This is a genomic window from Bradyrhizobium sp. HKCCYLS3077, assembly GCF_051167555.1.
Classification (GTDB): domain Bacteria; phylum Pseudomonadota; class Alphaproteobacteria; order Rhizobiales; family Xanthobacteraceae; genus Bradyrhizobium.
Map to the genome: position 1 here is coordinate 1,085,841 of NZ_JBNPTH010000002.1, position 15,884 is coordinate 1,101,724.

Genomic DNA, 15,884 nt, shown 5'->3' on the forward strand with positions numbered 1-15,884 from the left:
CATCATGACTCCGGCCGCAGCAGGCTGAACGCCTCTTCGAGCAGATGCGGCGTGTGCTTGCCGCTCGAATCGCGGCAGGCGCGCTCGAAATAGTCCCACAGCGCCGGGCGGAATTTGGGGTGCGCCGCCTTTTCGATGACGGTGCGCGCGCGCTGCTTCGGCGACAGGCCGCGCAGGTCGGCGAGCCCATGCTCGGTCACCAGGATCTGCACGTCGTGCTCGGTGTGGTCGACATGGGTCACCATCGGCACGATGCAGGAGATGGTGCCGTTCTTCGCGGTCGACGGCGTCATGAAGATCGACAGATAGGCGTTGCGGGCGAAGTCGCCGGAGCCGCCGATGCCGTTCATGATGCTGCTGCCGCGCACATGCGTGGAATTGACGTTGCCGTAAATGTCCGCCTCGATCAGGCCGTTCATCGCGATCACGCCGAGCCGGCGGATCACTTCGGGATGGTTCGAGATCTCCTGCGGCCGCAGCACGATGCGGTCGCGCAGGAACTCGATCTCGTGGTTGAACTGCACGGCGGCTTCCGAGCTCAGCGACAGCGCGGTGGCTGAGGCCAGATCCATGCGCCCCGAGCGGATCAGGTTCAGCATACCGTCCTGCAGCACCTCGGTGTAGGCGGTCAGATTGGGGAAGGGACCGTTGTCCAGCCCCGCCATGACGGCGTTGGCGACGTTGCCCACCCCGGATTGCAGCGGCAGCAAATTGTGCGGCAACCGGCCTTGCTTCACCTCGTGCGCGAAGAACTCCAGGATATGTCCGGCAATCGCGCCGGAGACTTCGTCCGGTGGCGTGAAGGTCGTGTTGCGATCCGGCGCATGGGTCTCGACGACGGCGATCACCTTGCTCGGATCGCAGCGGTAGGTGGTCTCGCCGATGCGATCGCCGGGCGCCACGATCGGGATCGGCTTGCGATGCGGCGGCAGGCGCGTGCCGTAATAGACGTCGTGCATCCCGAGCAGCGCCGGGTTCATCCACGAATTGACCTCGATGATCACGCGGTCGGCGCGATCGAGCCAGGTCTTGTTGTTGCCGATCGAGGTCGACGGGATCAGCCGCCCGTCGGGCAGGATGCCCGCGCATTCGATCACCGCGACGTCGAGATGGCCGAGGAAACCGAACCATACGAATTGCGCGACATGGCTGAGATGGAGATCGATGTACTCCATGCTGCCGGCATTGATCCGCTGCCGCGTCGTCGGATCGGACTGATAGGGCAGGCGCAGATCGATGCCGTTGGCCTTGGCCAGCGCGCCGTCGAGCTCGGGGGCCGTGGACGCACCGGTCCAGACGCCGATGCGGAACGGCTCGCCGCGCGCATGCGCAGCCTCGATGCGGCGCGCCAGCGCCAGCGGGACGGCCTTCGGATAGCCCGAGCCGGTGAAGCCGCTCATGCCGACATGGCTGCCCGGCGTGACCTGCGCGGCGGCATCGTCCGCCGACATGATCTTGGCGCGCAGCGCCTGCGACATCACCTGCGATGAACTCATCGTGCCTGCTCCAAAGCGCGATCGTTCAGACCGCAAGTCTCGCGCTCTCTAGCTGCGCTCTCCGCCGGGACGTTGATGCGGGTCAAGGCCTGGCGGCGCAGGCGCGCATCACAGACCTGCACCGCACGCGCGACGCAGCTCCCGCACCTTGCTCGCGCGTGACCGTTCGCTCAGCAGATTGGCCTTGCTGTAGCGCGGATCGCCGGTGACCTCGTCGCCGACCCAGTCGGGCAGGGTTACAACAGTGGTTTCGCTCGGCAGCTCGATCTCGGCGATGACGATGCCGTCGAGTTCGCCGTGATAGACGTCGACCTCCCACATGCCGCTCTCGCCCGGCACGTAGTGCCGCGTCTTCTCCAGGATCCGCCCCTCGCAATGCGCGAAGATCGCTTCCGCATGATCACGTGGAATGTCGTATTCGAACTCTTCGCGTGACAGACCGCGGCGGCCGCTCTTCACGCACAGCGTCGTTCGATGGCCGTAGCAGCGGACGCGAACCTTGAGGCCATCCTGGCGTGCGACGAGCCCGTCGCGAAGGTGTTCACTGTGCGTCGCCTGAGCCCGCCAGGAGTCGGTCCTGACGAGAAACTTTCGTTCGATTTCGAGGGGCATGACCTGATGATGAGCGAAACGTCGCCGTCCTGAACCGTCATAGCAACGGAGCGGGAGAAACACTATGCCACGAAGGATGAAGAGCCCGTTGTGGAATTGATCGAACGTCCGCCTAACGCCTTACCGTTTGCCGCGCGGCTTCTCTGCCTTGGCCGGCGGCTCGGTCTGCACGCCGCAACTGGCCGCGGCAAGCGAGGCCTGCGCCTGTGGCATCAGGCCCGGTTCCGCCGCCAGCGCCTTCAGCACGATCAGGCCGGTCGTGGTCGGCGAATCGATGATCAGGCGGTCGGCGGCCGTGACCTCCTCGTCCTCGGGCAGGTCCTCATGCTGGGCCTCGGTCATCAGGTCGAGCTCGATGACACGCTTGCCGGCCGAGCGGTCGTTGATGGCGTAATAGGCGATCTCGTTGCGCGTGTAGAACGACACCGAGGTGTAGGCCTGGCTCACGGGAACGGTGAGCTTGAGCGGGCCGTCCGCGAGGTCGTAGCGGCAGATCGCCATGGCGAACGCCGGATCCATGAACGGCATCGGCGAATTGCCGGGATCGGCGAGCGGCAGCGGCGTGACGGCGTTGAGCTTGGTCAGCGGCGTCAGACGCGAATAGGCGTCCTGCGTCGAGATGCGCGGCAGCGCCAGCACGCTGACGAGATGCACCACGCCGCCGAGCAGCACGCCAACGACGACGGTGAACACCAGCCGGATCATGACGGGCATCCCACCGTGGTGATCGACGGCATCGGCGCGTCACGTTGCGTGCGGGTCGCGACCCCCACCGGCGTGTCGTAGAGGCGGAGCATCAGCGCATAGCGTTCGATCCCGCCGGTCGGCAGCCAATTGCCGGCGCGCGAGCGCGAGGCGACGCGGATCTCAAACGAGCCGTCGGCGCCGCGCACCAGCTCCTGGCTGGTGAATCCATAGCGCTGCAGCGTATTGGCCACGAGATGGCCTTTCCGGTCGTACAGCGTGAGCGTCCAGAATCGCGCCGCCGGCGTCACGCCGCTGACGAGAATGTCGCAGCGGCCGTCGAGCGGCTTCTTCTTGTCGTCCGTGGTGGCGGTGAAGGCGACGCCGTCGCCGGTGCCGATCGGCAGCTCGCCGTTGCGGGTGATCGTCGCGCGCGCATAGGGGTCGACATCGGCGGTGCCGGTCTTCGGCCGCGCCGTCCAGGCCCCGATCGTGAGCGTTCCGAACTCGGTGCCGCGGGTCGTGGTGATCCAGGTCGCGCCGACGCCGACGCCGGTGGCGATCAGGAGCGCGAGCAGGGTGATCAGGAGCAGCCGCACGGGAATTCGCTGTCGTCAGTTCTTGCGCAGGGCAGGGGTGGCCACGCTGTCGGCGATGGCCGTGGCGTAGTTCTCGGGGAAGGCCAGCGCGCTGGATGACACCGGCTTGCCCGGCTTCTTCGGATCGACGGGCGCAGCCTTTTCGGCGACGCGCGCGGCGTCGTCCAGCATCTTTTCGACCTGCACTAGGATATCGGCGCCACGCCGGGTCAGGATCGGCGGTGGGCCGGGCTTGATCTCCAGCGTCTTCGGCTGCCCGGCCTGGGCCATCGCCGCGGCGGCCGGCTGCGGCGGCAGCTTCTCGCCCATGCCGACGCCGGGCAGTTCCTTCACCTCGACGCCCCGATGCGCGGCGAGCATGATGTCGTGCCAGGTTTGCGCCGGCAGCGAGCCGCCGGTCATGCGGTTGGTCGGTGAATAGTCGTCATTGCCGTACCAGACCGCGCAAGTGAAGTTGCCGGTGTAGCCGACGAACCAGGCGTCACGATAGGCATTGGTGGTGCCGGTCTTGCCGGCGGTCGGAATGCCGTCGAGCGCGGCACGGCGCGCGGTGCCTTCACTGACGACGTGGCTCATCATGCCCGCCATGTCGGCGGCCACGGAGGCGGGGATCGCCTGGCGCGGCTTCGGCCCGTCACGGTCCCATCGCCAGACCAGGTCGCCGGCGCCGGTGCGCACCTCCAGCACCGAATGCGGCGTCACCGCTTTACCCTTGTTCGGGAACGTCGCGTAGGCGACGGCGTGCTCGAGGACGGTGACCTCGTCCGATCCGATCGGCATCGACGGCGTGTCAGGCAGCGGCGCCTTGAGGCCGAAGCGGCGGGCGACCTCGATGATCTTGGCGCGGCCGGCCTTGGGGCCATCCTTGCCGCCGAGCGCGATCGACAGCTTCACGGGGACGACGTTGATCGAGCGGGTGATCGCCTGGGTCAGCGTGACCGAGCCGGAATACGAATGGCCATAGTTCTGCGGACACCAATTGCCGATGCAGACCGGGCCGTCGACCACGATCGAGGTCGGCTTGAAGCCGTTCAGCAGCGCCGTGGTGTAGACGTAGGGCTTGAACGACGAGCCTGGCTGCCGATAGGCGTCGGTAGCCCGGTTGAACTGGCTGGCGCCGTAATCGCGGCCGCCGACCATGGCGCGGATCCCGCCATCGAGATCGGAGACGACGGTCGCGGCCTGCGTCGCATGATAGTCGCGGCCGAACTGGCGCAGCTGGTTCTCGATCGCCTCGTCGGCCGCGTGCTGCACGGTCATGTCAATCGAGGTCCGCACCACGAACACGCGCTCGGTATAGGACTTCGGGAACGTGTCGACCAGTTTGCGCATCTCGTCGAAGGCATAGTCGAGGAAGTAGTTGGGCGAGCTCTCGTCGCGCCGGTCGACCGCGAAGGCCGGGTTGCGGCGGGCGCCGAACACCTGGCCCTCGGTCATGAAGCCGGCATCCACGAGGTTGTCGAGCACGACGTTGGCGCGGGCGCGCGCCGCGGGCAGGTTGATGTGGGGGGCGAACTTGGTCGGCGCCTTGAACAGGCCGGCCAGCATGGCGGCTTCCGCCAGGTTGATGTCGCGCACCGACTTGTTGAAGTAGAAATGCGCCGCGCCATCGACGCCGAAGGTGCCGCCGCCCATATAGGCGCGGTCGAGATACAGCTTGAGGATCTCGTTCTTGGTCAGGCGGGTTTCCAGCCAGATCGCCAGGAACGCCTCGTTGACCTTGCGCTCGATGGTGCGCTCGTTGGACAGGAACAGGTTCTTGGCGAGCTGCTGGCTGATCGAGGAGCCGCCCTGGCGGACGCCGCCGGCCTGCGCGTTGGTCACGAGCGCACGCGCGAGGCCGGGGAAGTCGATGCCGAAATGGTCGTAGAAGCGGCGGTCCTCGGTGGCCAAGGTCGCCTTGATCAGATTGTCCGGGAAGTCTTCGAGCGGAATGGAGTCGTTGTGCTTGATGCCGCGGCTGCCGATCGGGTTGCCGTAGCGGTCGAGGAAGGTGACCGCGAGATCGGACTTCTTGAGCCAGTCCTCGTCGGCGGTCTCCCGGAAGGCGGGGATCGCCAGCGCCAGCATCAGCACCAGGCCGCCAAGCCCGATCGTGGCGGCTTCCGAGAACGGCTCGACAAACACCCAGCGCTTCCAGCCGCCGACATAGAAGCGGTCCATGAAGGCGGAGTAGCGTTCGTACAGTTCGCGGGTGCCGCGCAGCGAGGAGAACAGCGCCGAATCGAACCGCGCGTCGAGATCCAGGCGGAAATTGTTGATCCGCTTCTTCCAATCGTCTGGAATGATCTGCCGCACGGGAACCCTGGTCGTTTCGAAAGCGTGTCAGCGGGCTTCGAAAGCACTCAGCACGCGGGCTGGGGGCCATCGAAGGGTCTTGCGCGATTGTTGCGGCAAACCCAAGGCACGACAAAGTACCAACCCATGGCACTGCGCGCCGCCGCCGAGTGACTCAAGCCCACAATCTAGCCGAGCGGGTTTCACAAACCAATGGTTCCGCTCACAATTTGATGCACAAAGCTAACGTCCTGCATGAACGTTCCCGGCGCCCCCTTGCGCGGTTCGGGGCGGGGCACCTAGATGGCGCCACGCCGCACCCCCTTGGAATCGCCCGATGACAGCACCGCTCAAACGTCCCTCGGGCCAGGAGGGAATGTTCTGGAAAACCAAGACCTTGGAAGAGATGTCCGAGGCGGAATGGGAGAGCCTGTGCGACGGCTGCGGGCGCTGCTGTCTTGAGAAGCTCGAAGACGAGGATACCGGCGACATTTACTTCACCCACATTTCCTGCAAGCTTCTGGATGCCGGCCTATGTGCCTGCAAGGACTACCCGAACCGCTCGGAACAGGTGCCGGACTGCGTCCGCCTGACGCCCGAGAATGTCCGCAGCATCACCTGGCTGCCGCCGAGCTGCGGCTACCGGCTGGCGGCGGAGGGACGCGATCTCTACTGGTGGCATCCCCTGATCTCCGGCGATCCTCAGACGGTGCATGAAGCAGGGGTCTCCGTACGTGGCCGAGTCGAGGGCACCGAGGACGACGTTCCCGACGACCAGCTCGAGGATCACATCGTGCAATGGCCGGTGCTGCTCCCGAAGCGCGCCAAGCTGAAGCACCGGCCCAAATGAGCCCGGTCACTTCGCACGCGCAGCAAGTCACGATGGTGCGACCAGTCCCGTGCTGTCGGGATACGCCCATGCGCGCGGCCCGCTGCCGCAAGGGAAAATTATGCCTTAAGTAGTTCGCTATCTGGCGAATCTGCGCGGCGTTGGCCGCGCGCGGCGTAGCAATTTATCCCCATGAACAAGTTTGATCGGCAGAGCCGTTATCCGGCCGCGTCCCAATCCTTGCCCGAAGAGATTGCCGCCGAGCTGCCGGCCATTCCGCCGCAAGTGCAGGCGGTGGATGATGCTCCGTCGCTGGCGCCGCCGGTTCCGCTGACCCAGGCCGAAGTCCGCACCATCCTGATGAGCCTGCTGCTGACGATGTTCCTGGCCGCGCTCGACCAGACCATCGTCGCGACCGCGCTGCCGACCATCGGCCGCGAGTTCCAGGATGTGACCAACCTCTCCTGGGTGATCACCGCCTATCTGCTGGCCTCCACCGCCGTGGCGCCGGTGTTCGGCACGCTTTGCGACATCTATGGCCGGCGCTCGATGATCATCACCGCGCTCAGCCTGTTCGTGGTGGGCTCGATCGTCTGCGCGCTGGCGCCGAACATGCCGGTCCTGATCCTCGCCCGCGGCCTGCAAGGGCTCGGCGGCGGCGGCATCATGCCGGTCGTCCAGACCGTGATCTCCGACGTGGTCAGCCCGCGCGAGCGCGGCCAGTACCAGGCCTATTTCAGTGGCGTCTGGCTGCTGGCGGGCCTGCTGGGGCCGGTGATCGGCGGCTTCTTCGCCGATCATCTGCACTGGTCGATGATCTTCTGGATCAACGTGCCCCTGGCCATCGCGGCGCTGGGGCTGCTGCTGCCCAAGATGGCGCGGCTGCCGGTCTATCACCGGCTGCGCAAGGTCGACTGGGCCGGCGGTCTGCTGCTGATGGCGTCGGCCGTCGTGTTCATGCTGGTGCTGACCTGGGGCGGCCACAAGCTGGCCTGGCTGTCGCCGACCATCCTGGCGATGATCGGCAGCGCGGTGGCGCTGGGGCTGGCCTTCGTCTGGCACGCCAAGCGGGCCGACGAGCCGTTCCTGCCGTTGTCGCTGATGGGTGGCACCGTGGTGCCCTACGGAATGCTAGCGAGCGGCTGCGCGCTCGGCGCGCTGATCGGGCTGACCGTTCACCTGCCGCTGTACTACGAGCTGGTCTATCACCTGACGCCGAGCCAGGCCGGTCTCGGCCTGATTCCGATCGCGGCGATCTCGACCTTCGGCGCGGCGATCGCCGGCCGCACCATGGCGCGGGTCAAGCACTACAAGCGCGTCGCCATCATCGGCACGCTCGTCGGCACTGTCGCCGCCGCGGTGATGACCGTCACCACGCCGTCGCTGTGGGTGCTGATGGTGCTGCTGTCGGTCTTCGGCATCGGGCTCGGCACGGCGTTCCCGATCTCGGTGGTGTCGCTCCAGAACTCAGTGGCGCGCTCGCAGATCGGCACGATCACCGGCGCGATGAACTTCTTCCGCTCGATGATGTCGTCGTTCACGGTCGCGGCCTTCAGCGCCATCCTGTTGATGGTGCTCGGCGCCGACATTTCGCTGGCCGAGGGCGCCCACGGCGCGGTCAGCGGCATTGCGGAAGCCGACATGATCCACGCCTTCCGCTTCGTCTATGCCGCGGCCACGCTGATGCTCGCCTGCGCCTCCGTGTGCATGATGCTGATGGAGGAGCGTCCGCTGGCCGGCCCGTCAAGGAATGAGCCGGTGGAGCTCGCGGAGTAGCAAAGAAGTAGAATGGGCAAAGGCGCCGGGCAGGGCCGAGATTCGAGGCGCGCTGTCACGCGCCGTGCCCACCATCGTCAAGCCCGGCAAGTGGCAAGACGGTGGGCACGGCGCCGCTGCGACCTCGCCTGAGGCGAGCGCACGGCAGCGCCTTTGCCCACACTACGATTCGCGCGCTGGCGCTGCTATTGGCGGGGCTGAACGACCTCGACGTTGTCCTGCCCGCGCGAGCCGTCATCGAGCGATGACTTCACTAGGCCAGCCTCGACCCGTTTGCTGAACTCTGTCGTTCCGCCGTTCGCAAGCTCCTTGGCCTGGCTGATCCATTGCTCGCGCTCGATCCGCCCCGCGAAGGCCAGGTAGGAGCCGACCCATTTGGCGTGCTCCGCCGTCCAGGCCCCGATCTGCTCGAAGTGCCAGATGCCGAGCCCGTGTAGCCGCGCCTCGTTCTGCTTGCCGATGCCCTTGATCAGCTTGAGGTCGTCCGCCTGTCCGCCGCGCGGGGCAGCGAGACCGAGCGGCCGGCTGCCGGCGTGATCGTCCTGGTTCTCGACCGGTGGCATCAGCGCCGGCAGGTGGGCCAGGAGGTAGCTGGCCTCGTCTTCGGTCAGCGGCGCATCGGCCTGCTCATCGATCGTGATGGCGCCGGACTTCACCGCGCTCGAATGCGCGGTGTCGAGACCGGCCGCGAGCAGCTTCGCCTGGGCGATCCAATGCTCACGCTCGATCCGGCCGGGGAACGCCATGTGATGGCCGACCCAGTCCGCATGCGCCGGCGTCCATTCCGCGATCTGGCTGAAATGATGCACGCCGATGTCGTTGAGAACGCGCTCGTTCTTGGGCCCGATGCCCTTGATCAGCTTGAGATCGTCCGCGCTGCCGTCGGGAGCGGGCAGGGCCGGCGGCCTGTCATCGGCAGCAGCCGTAGGTGCTGACGAGGCGGCGACGGCGCTGGCGAACTGCTCAGCCTCGGCCTCCGCCGCAACTCGTTCGGCCTCCGCCTTGGCGGCGGCTTCGGCCGCGACGCGATCGGCCTCGGCCTTCGCAGTCGCCTCGGCCGCGAGGCGCTGAGCCTCCGCCTCGGCTCTTGCAACGGCTTCCGCGGCGAGGCGGTCGGCTTCGGCTTTTGCAGCAGCCTCTGCGGCGAGGCGATCGGCCTCGGCCTTTGCTGCGGCTTCGGCCGCAAGGCGGTCAGCCTCGGCCTTTGCGGCAGCCTCGGCGGCAAGACGCTCGGCTTCGGCCTTCGCGGCAGCTTCTGCAGCGAGGCGATCGGCTTCGGCCTTTGCGGCAGCTTCCGCGGCGAGGCGATCGGCTTCGGTCTTCGCGGCAGCTTCCGCGGCGAAGCGATCGGCTTCGGCCTTCGCGGCAGCCTCTGCGGCGAGGCGATCGGCCTCAGCCTTTGCAGCGGCTTCCGCAGCGAGGCGCTCGGCTTCGGCCTTGGCGACGGCTTCCGCGGCAAGACGATCCGCCTCGATGCTGGCGGCCGCCTGGGCCGCGGGCGTTTGTGACCGGCCGTCTGCGACCGGGCGTCCGCCGCCGGTATAGGCCGCCAGCGCCAGATTGCCGCCCGGGCCGCCCGGCGACATCGCGCTGGTGTCACTCAGCGCGGCATAGTCCTTCAGATATCCGCCCGCGAGGCAGCCCAGCAAATAGGCGCTGATCATCAGCAGCAAGACTTCGAGCCAAAGCCCGGCGCGTCCCGGCAGCACCCCCAGGAGCGCCATCAACAGACCGATCGCGAAGGCGAGCGTGGCGGGCAACAGCCAGCCCCGGTGCCAGTCCGGGTGCTTGTGGTCGGACCAGGTGATCCAGCCGACCGCGCCGCCGATCAGCGCGGAGAGCAGGATCCAGACCGGAAATGTCGCAAGGTCGTACATCATGATGTCAGCGCCTCACTTCACGACAAATTCGATGCGGCGATTCTGTGCGCGGCCTTCCGGCGTGTCGTTGGAGGCGACCGGCTTGGTCTGGCCGTAGCCCTCGGAGGTCATCCGCGCGGTGTCGATGCCGGCCTCGCCGATGTAGCCGACCACGGCCGCCGCACGCTTCTTCGAGAGCTCCATGTTGGTCTCTTCGTCGCCGACGCTGTCGGTGTGGCCCTCGATCGCAATCTCGGCGTCCTTGCAGCGCTTGGTGGTCTCGATCAGGTGATCGAGCAGCGCCAGCGAGTCGCGGCTGAGCTCGGCGCTGCCGGTCGCGAAGCGGATGCGCCCCTTCGCGAGCAGCCCGTTGAAGGCTGGCTGGCAGTCGGCGACGGCAAGCGGCGGGTCGTCCGGCTTCACCGCGATCTTGACGTCGGCAAGCTTGAGGCCGCCGCCGGCATCCGCGAGCTCCTTCCGCACCTGCTCGGCGGATTTGTCGTAGATGGCGACCGCGTCCACCGAGATGGCAGTATCCTTCGCGGTCAGGGCCCCCGACCACAGCCGCGCCAGCGCCGGGAAGGTCGCCTTCAACGACGGCACGAAATCCTTCGGCGCGCCGTCGCCGATCTTCAGACTGTCCTCGACGGTCTCGGTGACGAAGGTCTGCGTCGCGGCGTCGACGAGATCGCGCCGCGCGGCCTCGTCGGGCACATAGCCGCTCAGCTTGACGCGGCCATCCTGCTTCTGCAGCCCGAAGGCATAGGGCGAGATCGGACCGTCGCGCACGTCGACGGCGGCGACCGTGAACGGCGCGGGCAGGGCGCCCGCGAGCGCCTCGCGCAGCGCAGCCCCGGTGACATTGGCGAGCCCGGTGCCGCGCAGCGAGACCTTCGTGTCGTTGATCTCGGCGCGGCCCGACGACAGCTTGGCGAGAAGCTGCAGCAGGCTCGCGCCGACCTTGCTGACGTCGCTGTCGGGCGCGCCGCGCGCGATGCCGATGTCGCTCTTGATCAGCTTGCCGTCGAACTGTCCGCCGGCCGCGCCCAGCATCGCCTCGCGCACGGTGGCGCTGGGCGCAAGACCGGCCAAAGTCACGCCGCGTCCATCGAATTCCGCCGACCAGCGATAGGGCTTGATCTCCGGCGGCACGATGTCCGCTTTTGCCAGGCTGAGCCCTGCGGGCAGCTTGCCGGTGCCCGCGATCGCCGCGTCATAGGCGGCCGGCGAAGGCGCCTCGCCCGAGATCGTGTAGGTGGCGTCGGAGATCACGACGCGCCCCGTGGTCAGCCGGCTCAACTCGGCCAGCGCGTAGGTCGCATAGGCGCCGAAATCGCCGGACGGCGCGCCGCGCGCGATCTGCATCTGGTGCGTCACCGGCGCGCCGGGCGCGAGCTTGATCGCGGCCGCTTCGAGCGCGCGCCGGAGTTCGTCGCTGGGGACGACGCCTGACAACACGAGGCTCTTGCCGTCGCGCACCGCGCTCCAGATGAAGGGCTTGGCCTCCGGCGGCAGGATGGCGGCATTGGCGAGCACCGCGCCGCCGGGCAGTTGCCGGGTCGCGGCCACGGCCGTCTCGTAGACGTCCGATGAGGCGGCGGCACCGGCGATCGAATACTGCTTGTCGGCAAGGGCGAACGTGCCGTCCTTCAGCTTGGCGGCCTGCGCCAGGCCGTGGCTCGCGATCACTGCGAAATCGGTGGGCGCGCCGAGCGCATAGCCGAGGCGGTCGACGACCTCGCCGCCGCCCGCGGAGCGGGCCGCGCCGAGCACGGTGTCCCGCGCTTTGGGCGTCGGCACCGTGCCTTCGAGCACCAGCTGGCTGCCGCTGCGTGCGGCGCGGAACGCATAGGGCTTCGGCGTCGGCAGCTTGTCGTAGGTGCCGTCGACCAGCCTGACGCCCTCGACGCTGGCGGCGTCCTCGAGCCGGCTCGCCTGGTCGGGACCGAACTCCGGACCCTCGATGCGCACGTCGCGCCCGGCGACCGACACCTTCAACGCTGCTGCGGTATCTGGTGCGGCGGCGGCCACGGCGGCCCGCGCCCGCGGCGCAATCTCGTTTTCGACACCCGCCGTCTTGAAGCCCATGGCTACCAGCCAGAGCACGCCGACGACGATCAGTCCCGCCCACCATTTCGATGGTTGATGCATGTGAGAGCCCCCGTTTCCCCACCTGCGCCGGATTCACCCGGATCGAGCCGTTTGTCGTGAACCACGCGTCGAGCCTATCAGAATCGCCTTCGGAGACCAGCCGTCTCCCGCGTTGTGTTCTTCAATATACACAAGCGGAGATGGTGCTGCCTTTTTGCGGCAGCCTCGCTCCTCGGGTTGCGGTCGCTTCTTCGTCGACCTCCGGTGGGCCGAGCTTGCGAGCAAAGTGTGACCGTTCGACGACCAAGCGACAGTGAGCCGCGTGGGGCCGTTACTCCTCGAGCGCCCGGCGCAGGCGGCGGATGATGATGCCGCGGGCGCGGTCGTCGGCGGCCTGCTCGATGCGCGCGTGGATGTCGAGCAGGAGGCCCGACATGTCGTTATGCCAGTCGAGCCGGGTGACGGCCTCCGGCGCCAGCCGGCGCCTGCGGGCCACGTCGAGCGAGGTCGGGACAGGCGTTGTGAGTTCGTAGACGTCGTCGAGCAGGGGGGAGAACAGCTTGGCTGCCGGCACGATCCGCTCGCTCACACGCGCAGCCAGCGCCGCGATCGCCGCTTCCTCGCCGTGCGACAGAAACAGGCCGCGGCCGATCGGACGGCGGGCCGCGATCCAGCGTGCGATCTCGGCGCCGTCGGCATGGCCCGAATAATCGTCGATCATGCGGATGCGCGCTCCGACCTTGATCTCCTCGCCTTGGATGCGCACCGCCTTGACGCCGTCCTGCAGGAAGCGGCCGAGCGTGCCGTTGGCCTGGTAGCCGACCAGCAGCACCGTGGCGCGGTTATTCCATAGCCAGCGCTTCAGATGATGGCGGATGCGGCCCGCGTCGCACATGCCGCTGGCGGCGATGATGATGTGGAAACCGGTCAGCTTGGCGATCGCCTTGCTTTCATCGACGGTTTCGGTGAAGCGCAGATGCGGCGACGACAGCAGACGTTCGACATCGCTGCCGCCGTCGAGGCTCGCGGCATGCGCGCGAAACACCTCGGTGGCGTGGATGGCGAGCGGCGAGTCCAGGAAGATCGGCGCGGCCGGGATCGCGCCGCGCTCCATCAGCCCGACAAGATCGACGATCAGCTCCTGCGTCCGCTCCACCGCGAAGGCCGGGATCAGCATCGCGCCGCGGGCCGCGGCGGCCTCGCGCACCTCGCCGGCGAGACGCTCGCGGCGCCGTTCCTCCGTGGTCGCCTCGCGGATGCGATCGCCGTAGGTGGCTTCCGAGATCACGTAGTCGAAGCCCGAGGGCGCTTTCGGATCGGGCTGCAACAGCTTGGCGTCGGGGCCGACGTCACCGGAGGCAAGCAGGCGCAGCGGTGCGCCGTCGGAGCCTTGACCAGCGAACTCGATCTCGATGGACGCGGAGCCCAGCAGATGCCCGGCATTCCAGTAGCGGGCGCGCACGCCGGGAATGATGTCCGTCCAGCTCTCGTAGGGCACGGGCTGGAAATACTGCAACGCGGCGACTGCATCGGCCTGCGTATAGATCGGAGTCACTTCGCCGCGGCCGCGCGCGATGTTGCGGCGATTCAGCGTCAGCACCTCCTGCTCCTGGATGTTGCCGGCATCGGGGAGCATCCAGGAGCACAGATCGATGGTGCCGCGGGTGGCGAAGATCTTGCCGTCGAAGCCTGAACTCACCAGCTTCGGCAATAGTCCGCTGTGGTCGATATGCGCATGCGTCAGGAGCACGGCGTCGATATCGGCGGGCCGGAACGGGAAGTCGCCGTAGTTCAGCTCCTTCAGCGTCTTCTGGCCCTGGAACAGGCCGCAATCGATCAGGATCTGGCCCGTGTCGGTCCGCAGCAGATAACAGGATCCGGTCACGGTCTGGGCGGCGCCGCAGAAGCGAAGGCTGACACTCATGCGGCGGTCTCCTGGCTTGTTTGATGGAATATGCGATGCCGATCAGCGCTGGCCGTTCGGACCGTCCGCGAACGCGTAGCAATTGTTGGCGCCGGCGGCGGCCGCCGCCAGATCGTGCTCCGACGGATCGCAGGTGAACACGCGATAGAGCGGCTCGCCCTGGTCGACGCGGTCGCCGATTTTCTTGAACAGGCTGATGCCGGCGCCTTTGTTGACCGGCGCGCCGGCAGTGCGTGCCAGGCGGTTGAGCCGCAGGCAGTCGATCGCGGCGACGGTGCCATCGCGCTCGGCCCGCACATCGAAGGCGAGGTTGCCGAGTTCGCTGCGGCTCGTCGTTGGTCCCTGGGCGTCGATGATCTTCTGCATCTGTTTCAGAGCTGCGCCGCTGTCGAGCAGCTCGCGGGCGCGCGCATAGCCCGCGCCACCGCGCAGCTTCGGATCATATTCGAGCAGATGCGCCGCGAGCCGCAGCGATTTTTCGCGCAGGTCCGCCGGTGCCGACGGCTCGTTGCCCAGCACGGCCATGACGTCGCGCGCCTCGAGCACCGGACCGATGCCGTTGCCGATCGGCTGGCGGCCGTCGGTCGTGATCACCTCGACCTTGAGGCCGAACCGGTCGCCGACGAATTCGAACAGTTTTCGCAAGCGCATCGCCTCGGCGCCGCTGGTCAGCTTGGCGGTCGGACCGACCGGCAGGTCGAGCAGCAGATGCGTCGAGCCCGCGGCGAGCTTCTTCGACAGGATCGAGGCCACCATCTGCTCGCGCGTATCGAGGCTGAGCGGGCGCTCGACCGAGATCAGGATGTCGTCGGCCGGCGACAAATTGACGTGGCCGCCCCAGATCACGCAGCCGTTGCAGGCCGCGACGATCGACTTCATCTCCTCGGCGCCGACATTCACCCGCGCCAGCACCTCCATCGTGTCGGCGGTGCCGGCCGGCGAGGTGATCGCGCGCGACGAGGTCTTCGGGATGGTGAGCCCATGGGCGGCGACGATCGGCACCACCACCATCGAGGTGCGGTTGCCGGGAATGCCGCCGATGCAGTGCTTGTCGACCACGACGGGCTCGGGCCATGTGAGCTGCGTTCCGGCATTGGCCATCGCGCGCGTCAGCGCCAGCAGTTCGCCCGAGCTCATGAAGCTCGCGGAGCCGATCAGGAACGCCGCGATCTCCATGTCGGAATAGCGGTAGTGGGCGAGGTCGTCGATCACGGCGGCGATCGCCTGGTCGCTCAAGGTCTCGCCGCGGATCTTGGCGCGGACGGATTCGAGGCTGTCGGGCGGCGTCGCCGGCGAGACCGTCGCCAGTGTCCCCGGCGGTTCTGCGAAGCGCCGCAGCGCCGGCTCGGACAGGCCGATCTCGTCCGGCCCGACCAGCGCGTCGTCGTCGGTAATCAGCAGCGTCGCCAGCAATGTCCGGGAATTGCAGCGCAGCTCGACCCGGCTGAAGCCACTGAAGACATCCGGCCGCAACGCCTTGGAGCGGCGCGAGATCACGACCACGTTCTCGCGGCCGGTGTCGAGCGCGACGCTGCGGATCTTGAGCTGGGGGCGGGCGAATTCGGCTGTGGTCATGGCGGTGATCATCACCGTTAAGCCGGTCGCCGTCACGGCCGTTGACGCAGATCATGCCGGAGACGGATTGCGGCCAAGCCGAATTTTTTTCTCGATGTGTCGACGATCATCCCCACGCGGCGCATCTTGGACAACCTTGTCCTCCAGACTCGCGGGTGAGAG

General features: G+C 67.5%; 11 protein-coding genes. 2 read left to right on the top strand and 9 right to left on the bottom strand.

Translation table 11 applies throughout. The annotated features are described in order from the left end of the window. Positions 1 to 2: 2 nt before the first annotated feature. The 5 genes from ACQR0Z_RS11180 to ACQR0Z_RS11200 all read right to left on the bottom strand — a co-directional run bounded on the left by ACQR0Z_RS11180 (position 3) and on the right by ACQR0Z_RS11200 (position 5,689). Entirely contained in the window at positions 3 to 1,496 is a 1,494-nt protein-coding gene (locus tag ACQR0Z_RS11180) for an acetyl-CoA hydrolase/transferase family protein (protein ID WP_434918604.1), read from the bottom strand. Between the two features lie 108 nt (positions 1,497 to 1,604). After that, positions 1,605 to 2,108, bottom strand: coding sequence for a CYTH domain-containing protein (locus ACQR0Z_RS11185; protein ID WP_434861041.1), 504 nt, complete (start codon positions 2,106 to 2,108; stop codon positions 1,605 to 1,607). Positions 2,109 to 2,228: 120 nt separating this feature from the next. Then, positions 2,229 to 2,813, bottom strand: coding sequence for a DUF1254 domain-containing protein (locus ACQR0Z_RS11190; RefSeq protein ID WP_434861042.1), 585 nt, complete (start codon positions 2,811 to 2,813; stop codon positions 2,229 to 2,231). Continuing rightward, positions 2,810 to 3,391 carry a DUF1214 domain-containing protein gene (locus ACQR0Z_RS11195; RefSeq protein ID WP_434861043.1) on the bottom strand — a complete coding sequence of 194 codons (582 nt, stop codon included), beginning with the start codon at positions 3,389 to 3,391 and terminating at the stop codon, positions 2,810 to 2,812. The genes ACQR0Z_RS11190 and ACQR0Z_RS11195 overlap by 4 nt, the downstream gene beginning before the upstream one ends. A 15-nt stretch (positions 3,392 to 3,406) precedes the next feature. Beyond that, positions 3,407 to 5,689 carry a transglycosylase domain-containing protein gene (locus ACQR0Z_RS11200; RefSeq protein WP_434918605.1) on the bottom strand — a complete coding sequence of 761 codons (2,283 nt, stop codon included), beginning with the start codon at positions 5,687 to 5,689 and terminating at the stop codon, positions 3,407 to 3,409. 316 nt (positions 5,690 to 6,005) lie between these two features. Here ACQR0Z_RS11200 and ACQR0Z_RS11205 point away from each other — a divergent pair, with 316 nt between their 5' ends. Both ACQR0Z_RS11205 and ACQR0Z_RS11210 read left to right on the top strand, forming a co-directional pair. Further along, positions 6,006 to 6,518: a YcgN family cysteine cluster protein gene (locus tag ACQR0Z_RS11205; protein ID WP_434918606.1), complete on the top strand. Its 513-nt coding sequence runs from the start codon at positions 6,006 to 6,008 to the stop codon at positions 6,516 to 6,518. A 171-nt stretch (positions 6,519 to 6,689) separates the two neighbouring features. After that, positions 6,690 to 8,273, top strand: coding sequence for an MDR family MFS transporter (locus ACQR0Z_RS11210; RefSeq protein WP_434918607.1), 1,584 nt, complete (start codon positions 6,690 to 6,692; stop codon positions 8,271 to 8,273). Positions 8,274 to 8,458: 185 nt separating this feature from the next. On the opposite strand, the gene ACQR0Z_RS11215 is transcribed toward ACQR0Z_RS11210, so the two are convergent. The 4 genes from ACQR0Z_RS11215 to ACQR0Z_RS11230 form a co-directional block, all read right to left on the bottom strand. Then, on the bottom strand, positions 8,459 to 10,153 hold the full coding sequence (locus ACQR0Z_RS11215; protein ID WP_434918608.1) for a cell envelope biogenesis protein TolA: 1,695 nt from the start codon (positions 10,151 to 10,153) through the stop codon (positions 8,459 to 8,461). Between the two features lie 12 nt (positions 10,154 to 10,165). After that, positions 10,166 to 12,283, bottom strand: a complete 2,118-nt coding sequence (locus ACQR0Z_RS11220; protein WP_434918609.1) for an OmpA family protein — start codon at positions 12,281 to 12,283, stop codon at positions 10,166 to 10,168. A 271-nt stretch (positions 12,284 to 12,554) separates the two neighbouring features. Beyond that, positions 12,555 to 14,147: an MBL fold metallo-hydrolase gene (locus tag ACQR0Z_RS11225; RefSeq protein WP_434918610.1), complete on the bottom strand. Its 1,593-nt coding sequence runs from the start codon at positions 14,145 to 14,147 to the stop codon at positions 12,555 to 12,557. A gap of 42 nt (positions 14,148 to 14,189) precedes the next feature. Beyond that, complete coding sequence (locus tag ACQR0Z_RS11230) at positions 14,190 to 15,722, bottom strand: thymidine phosphorylase family protein (RefSeq protein ID WP_434918611.1); 1,533 nt, start codon at positions 15,720 to 15,722, stop codon at positions 14,190 to 14,192. Between the last annotated feature and the right edge of the window lie 162 nt (positions 15,723 to 15,884).

Coding starts and splice junctions, on each gene's coding strand:
- ACQR0Z_RS11180 (WP_434918604.1), bottom strand. CDS start 1,496: ATGAGTTCATCGCAGGTGATGTCGCAGGCGCTGCGCGCCAAGATCATG.
- ACQR0Z_RS11185 (WP_434861041.1), bottom strand. CDS start 2,108: ATGCCCCTCGAAATCGAACGAAAGTTTCTCGTCAGGACCGACTCCTGG.
- ACQR0Z_RS11190 (WP_434861042.1), bottom strand. CDS start 2,813: ATGATCCGGCTGGTGTTCACCGTCGTCGTTGGCGTGCTGCTCGGCGGC.
- ACQR0Z_RS11205 (WP_434918606.1), top strand. CDS start 6,006: ATGACAGCACCGCTCAAACGTCCCTCGGGCCAGGAGGGAATGTTCTGG.
- ACQR0Z_RS11210 (WP_434918607.1), top strand. CDS start 6,690: ATGAACAAGTTTGATCGGCAGAGCCGTTATCCGGCCGCGTCCCAATCC.
- ACQR0Z_RS11215 (WP_434918608.1), bottom strand. CDS start 10,153: ATGATGTACGACCTTGCGACATTTCCGGTCTGGATCCTGCTCTCCGCG.
- ACQR0Z_RS11220 (WP_434918609.1), bottom strand. CDS start 12,283: ATGCATCAACCATCGAAATGGTGGGCGGGACTGATCGTCGTCGGCGTG.
- ACQR0Z_RS11225 (WP_434918610.1), bottom strand. CDS start 14,147: ATGAGTGTCAGCCTTCGCTTCTGCGGCGCCGCCCAGACCGTGACCGGA.
- ACQR0Z_RS11230 (WP_434918611.1), bottom strand. CDS start 15,722: ATGACCACAGCCGAATTCGCCCGCCCCCAGCTCAAGATCCGCAGCGTC.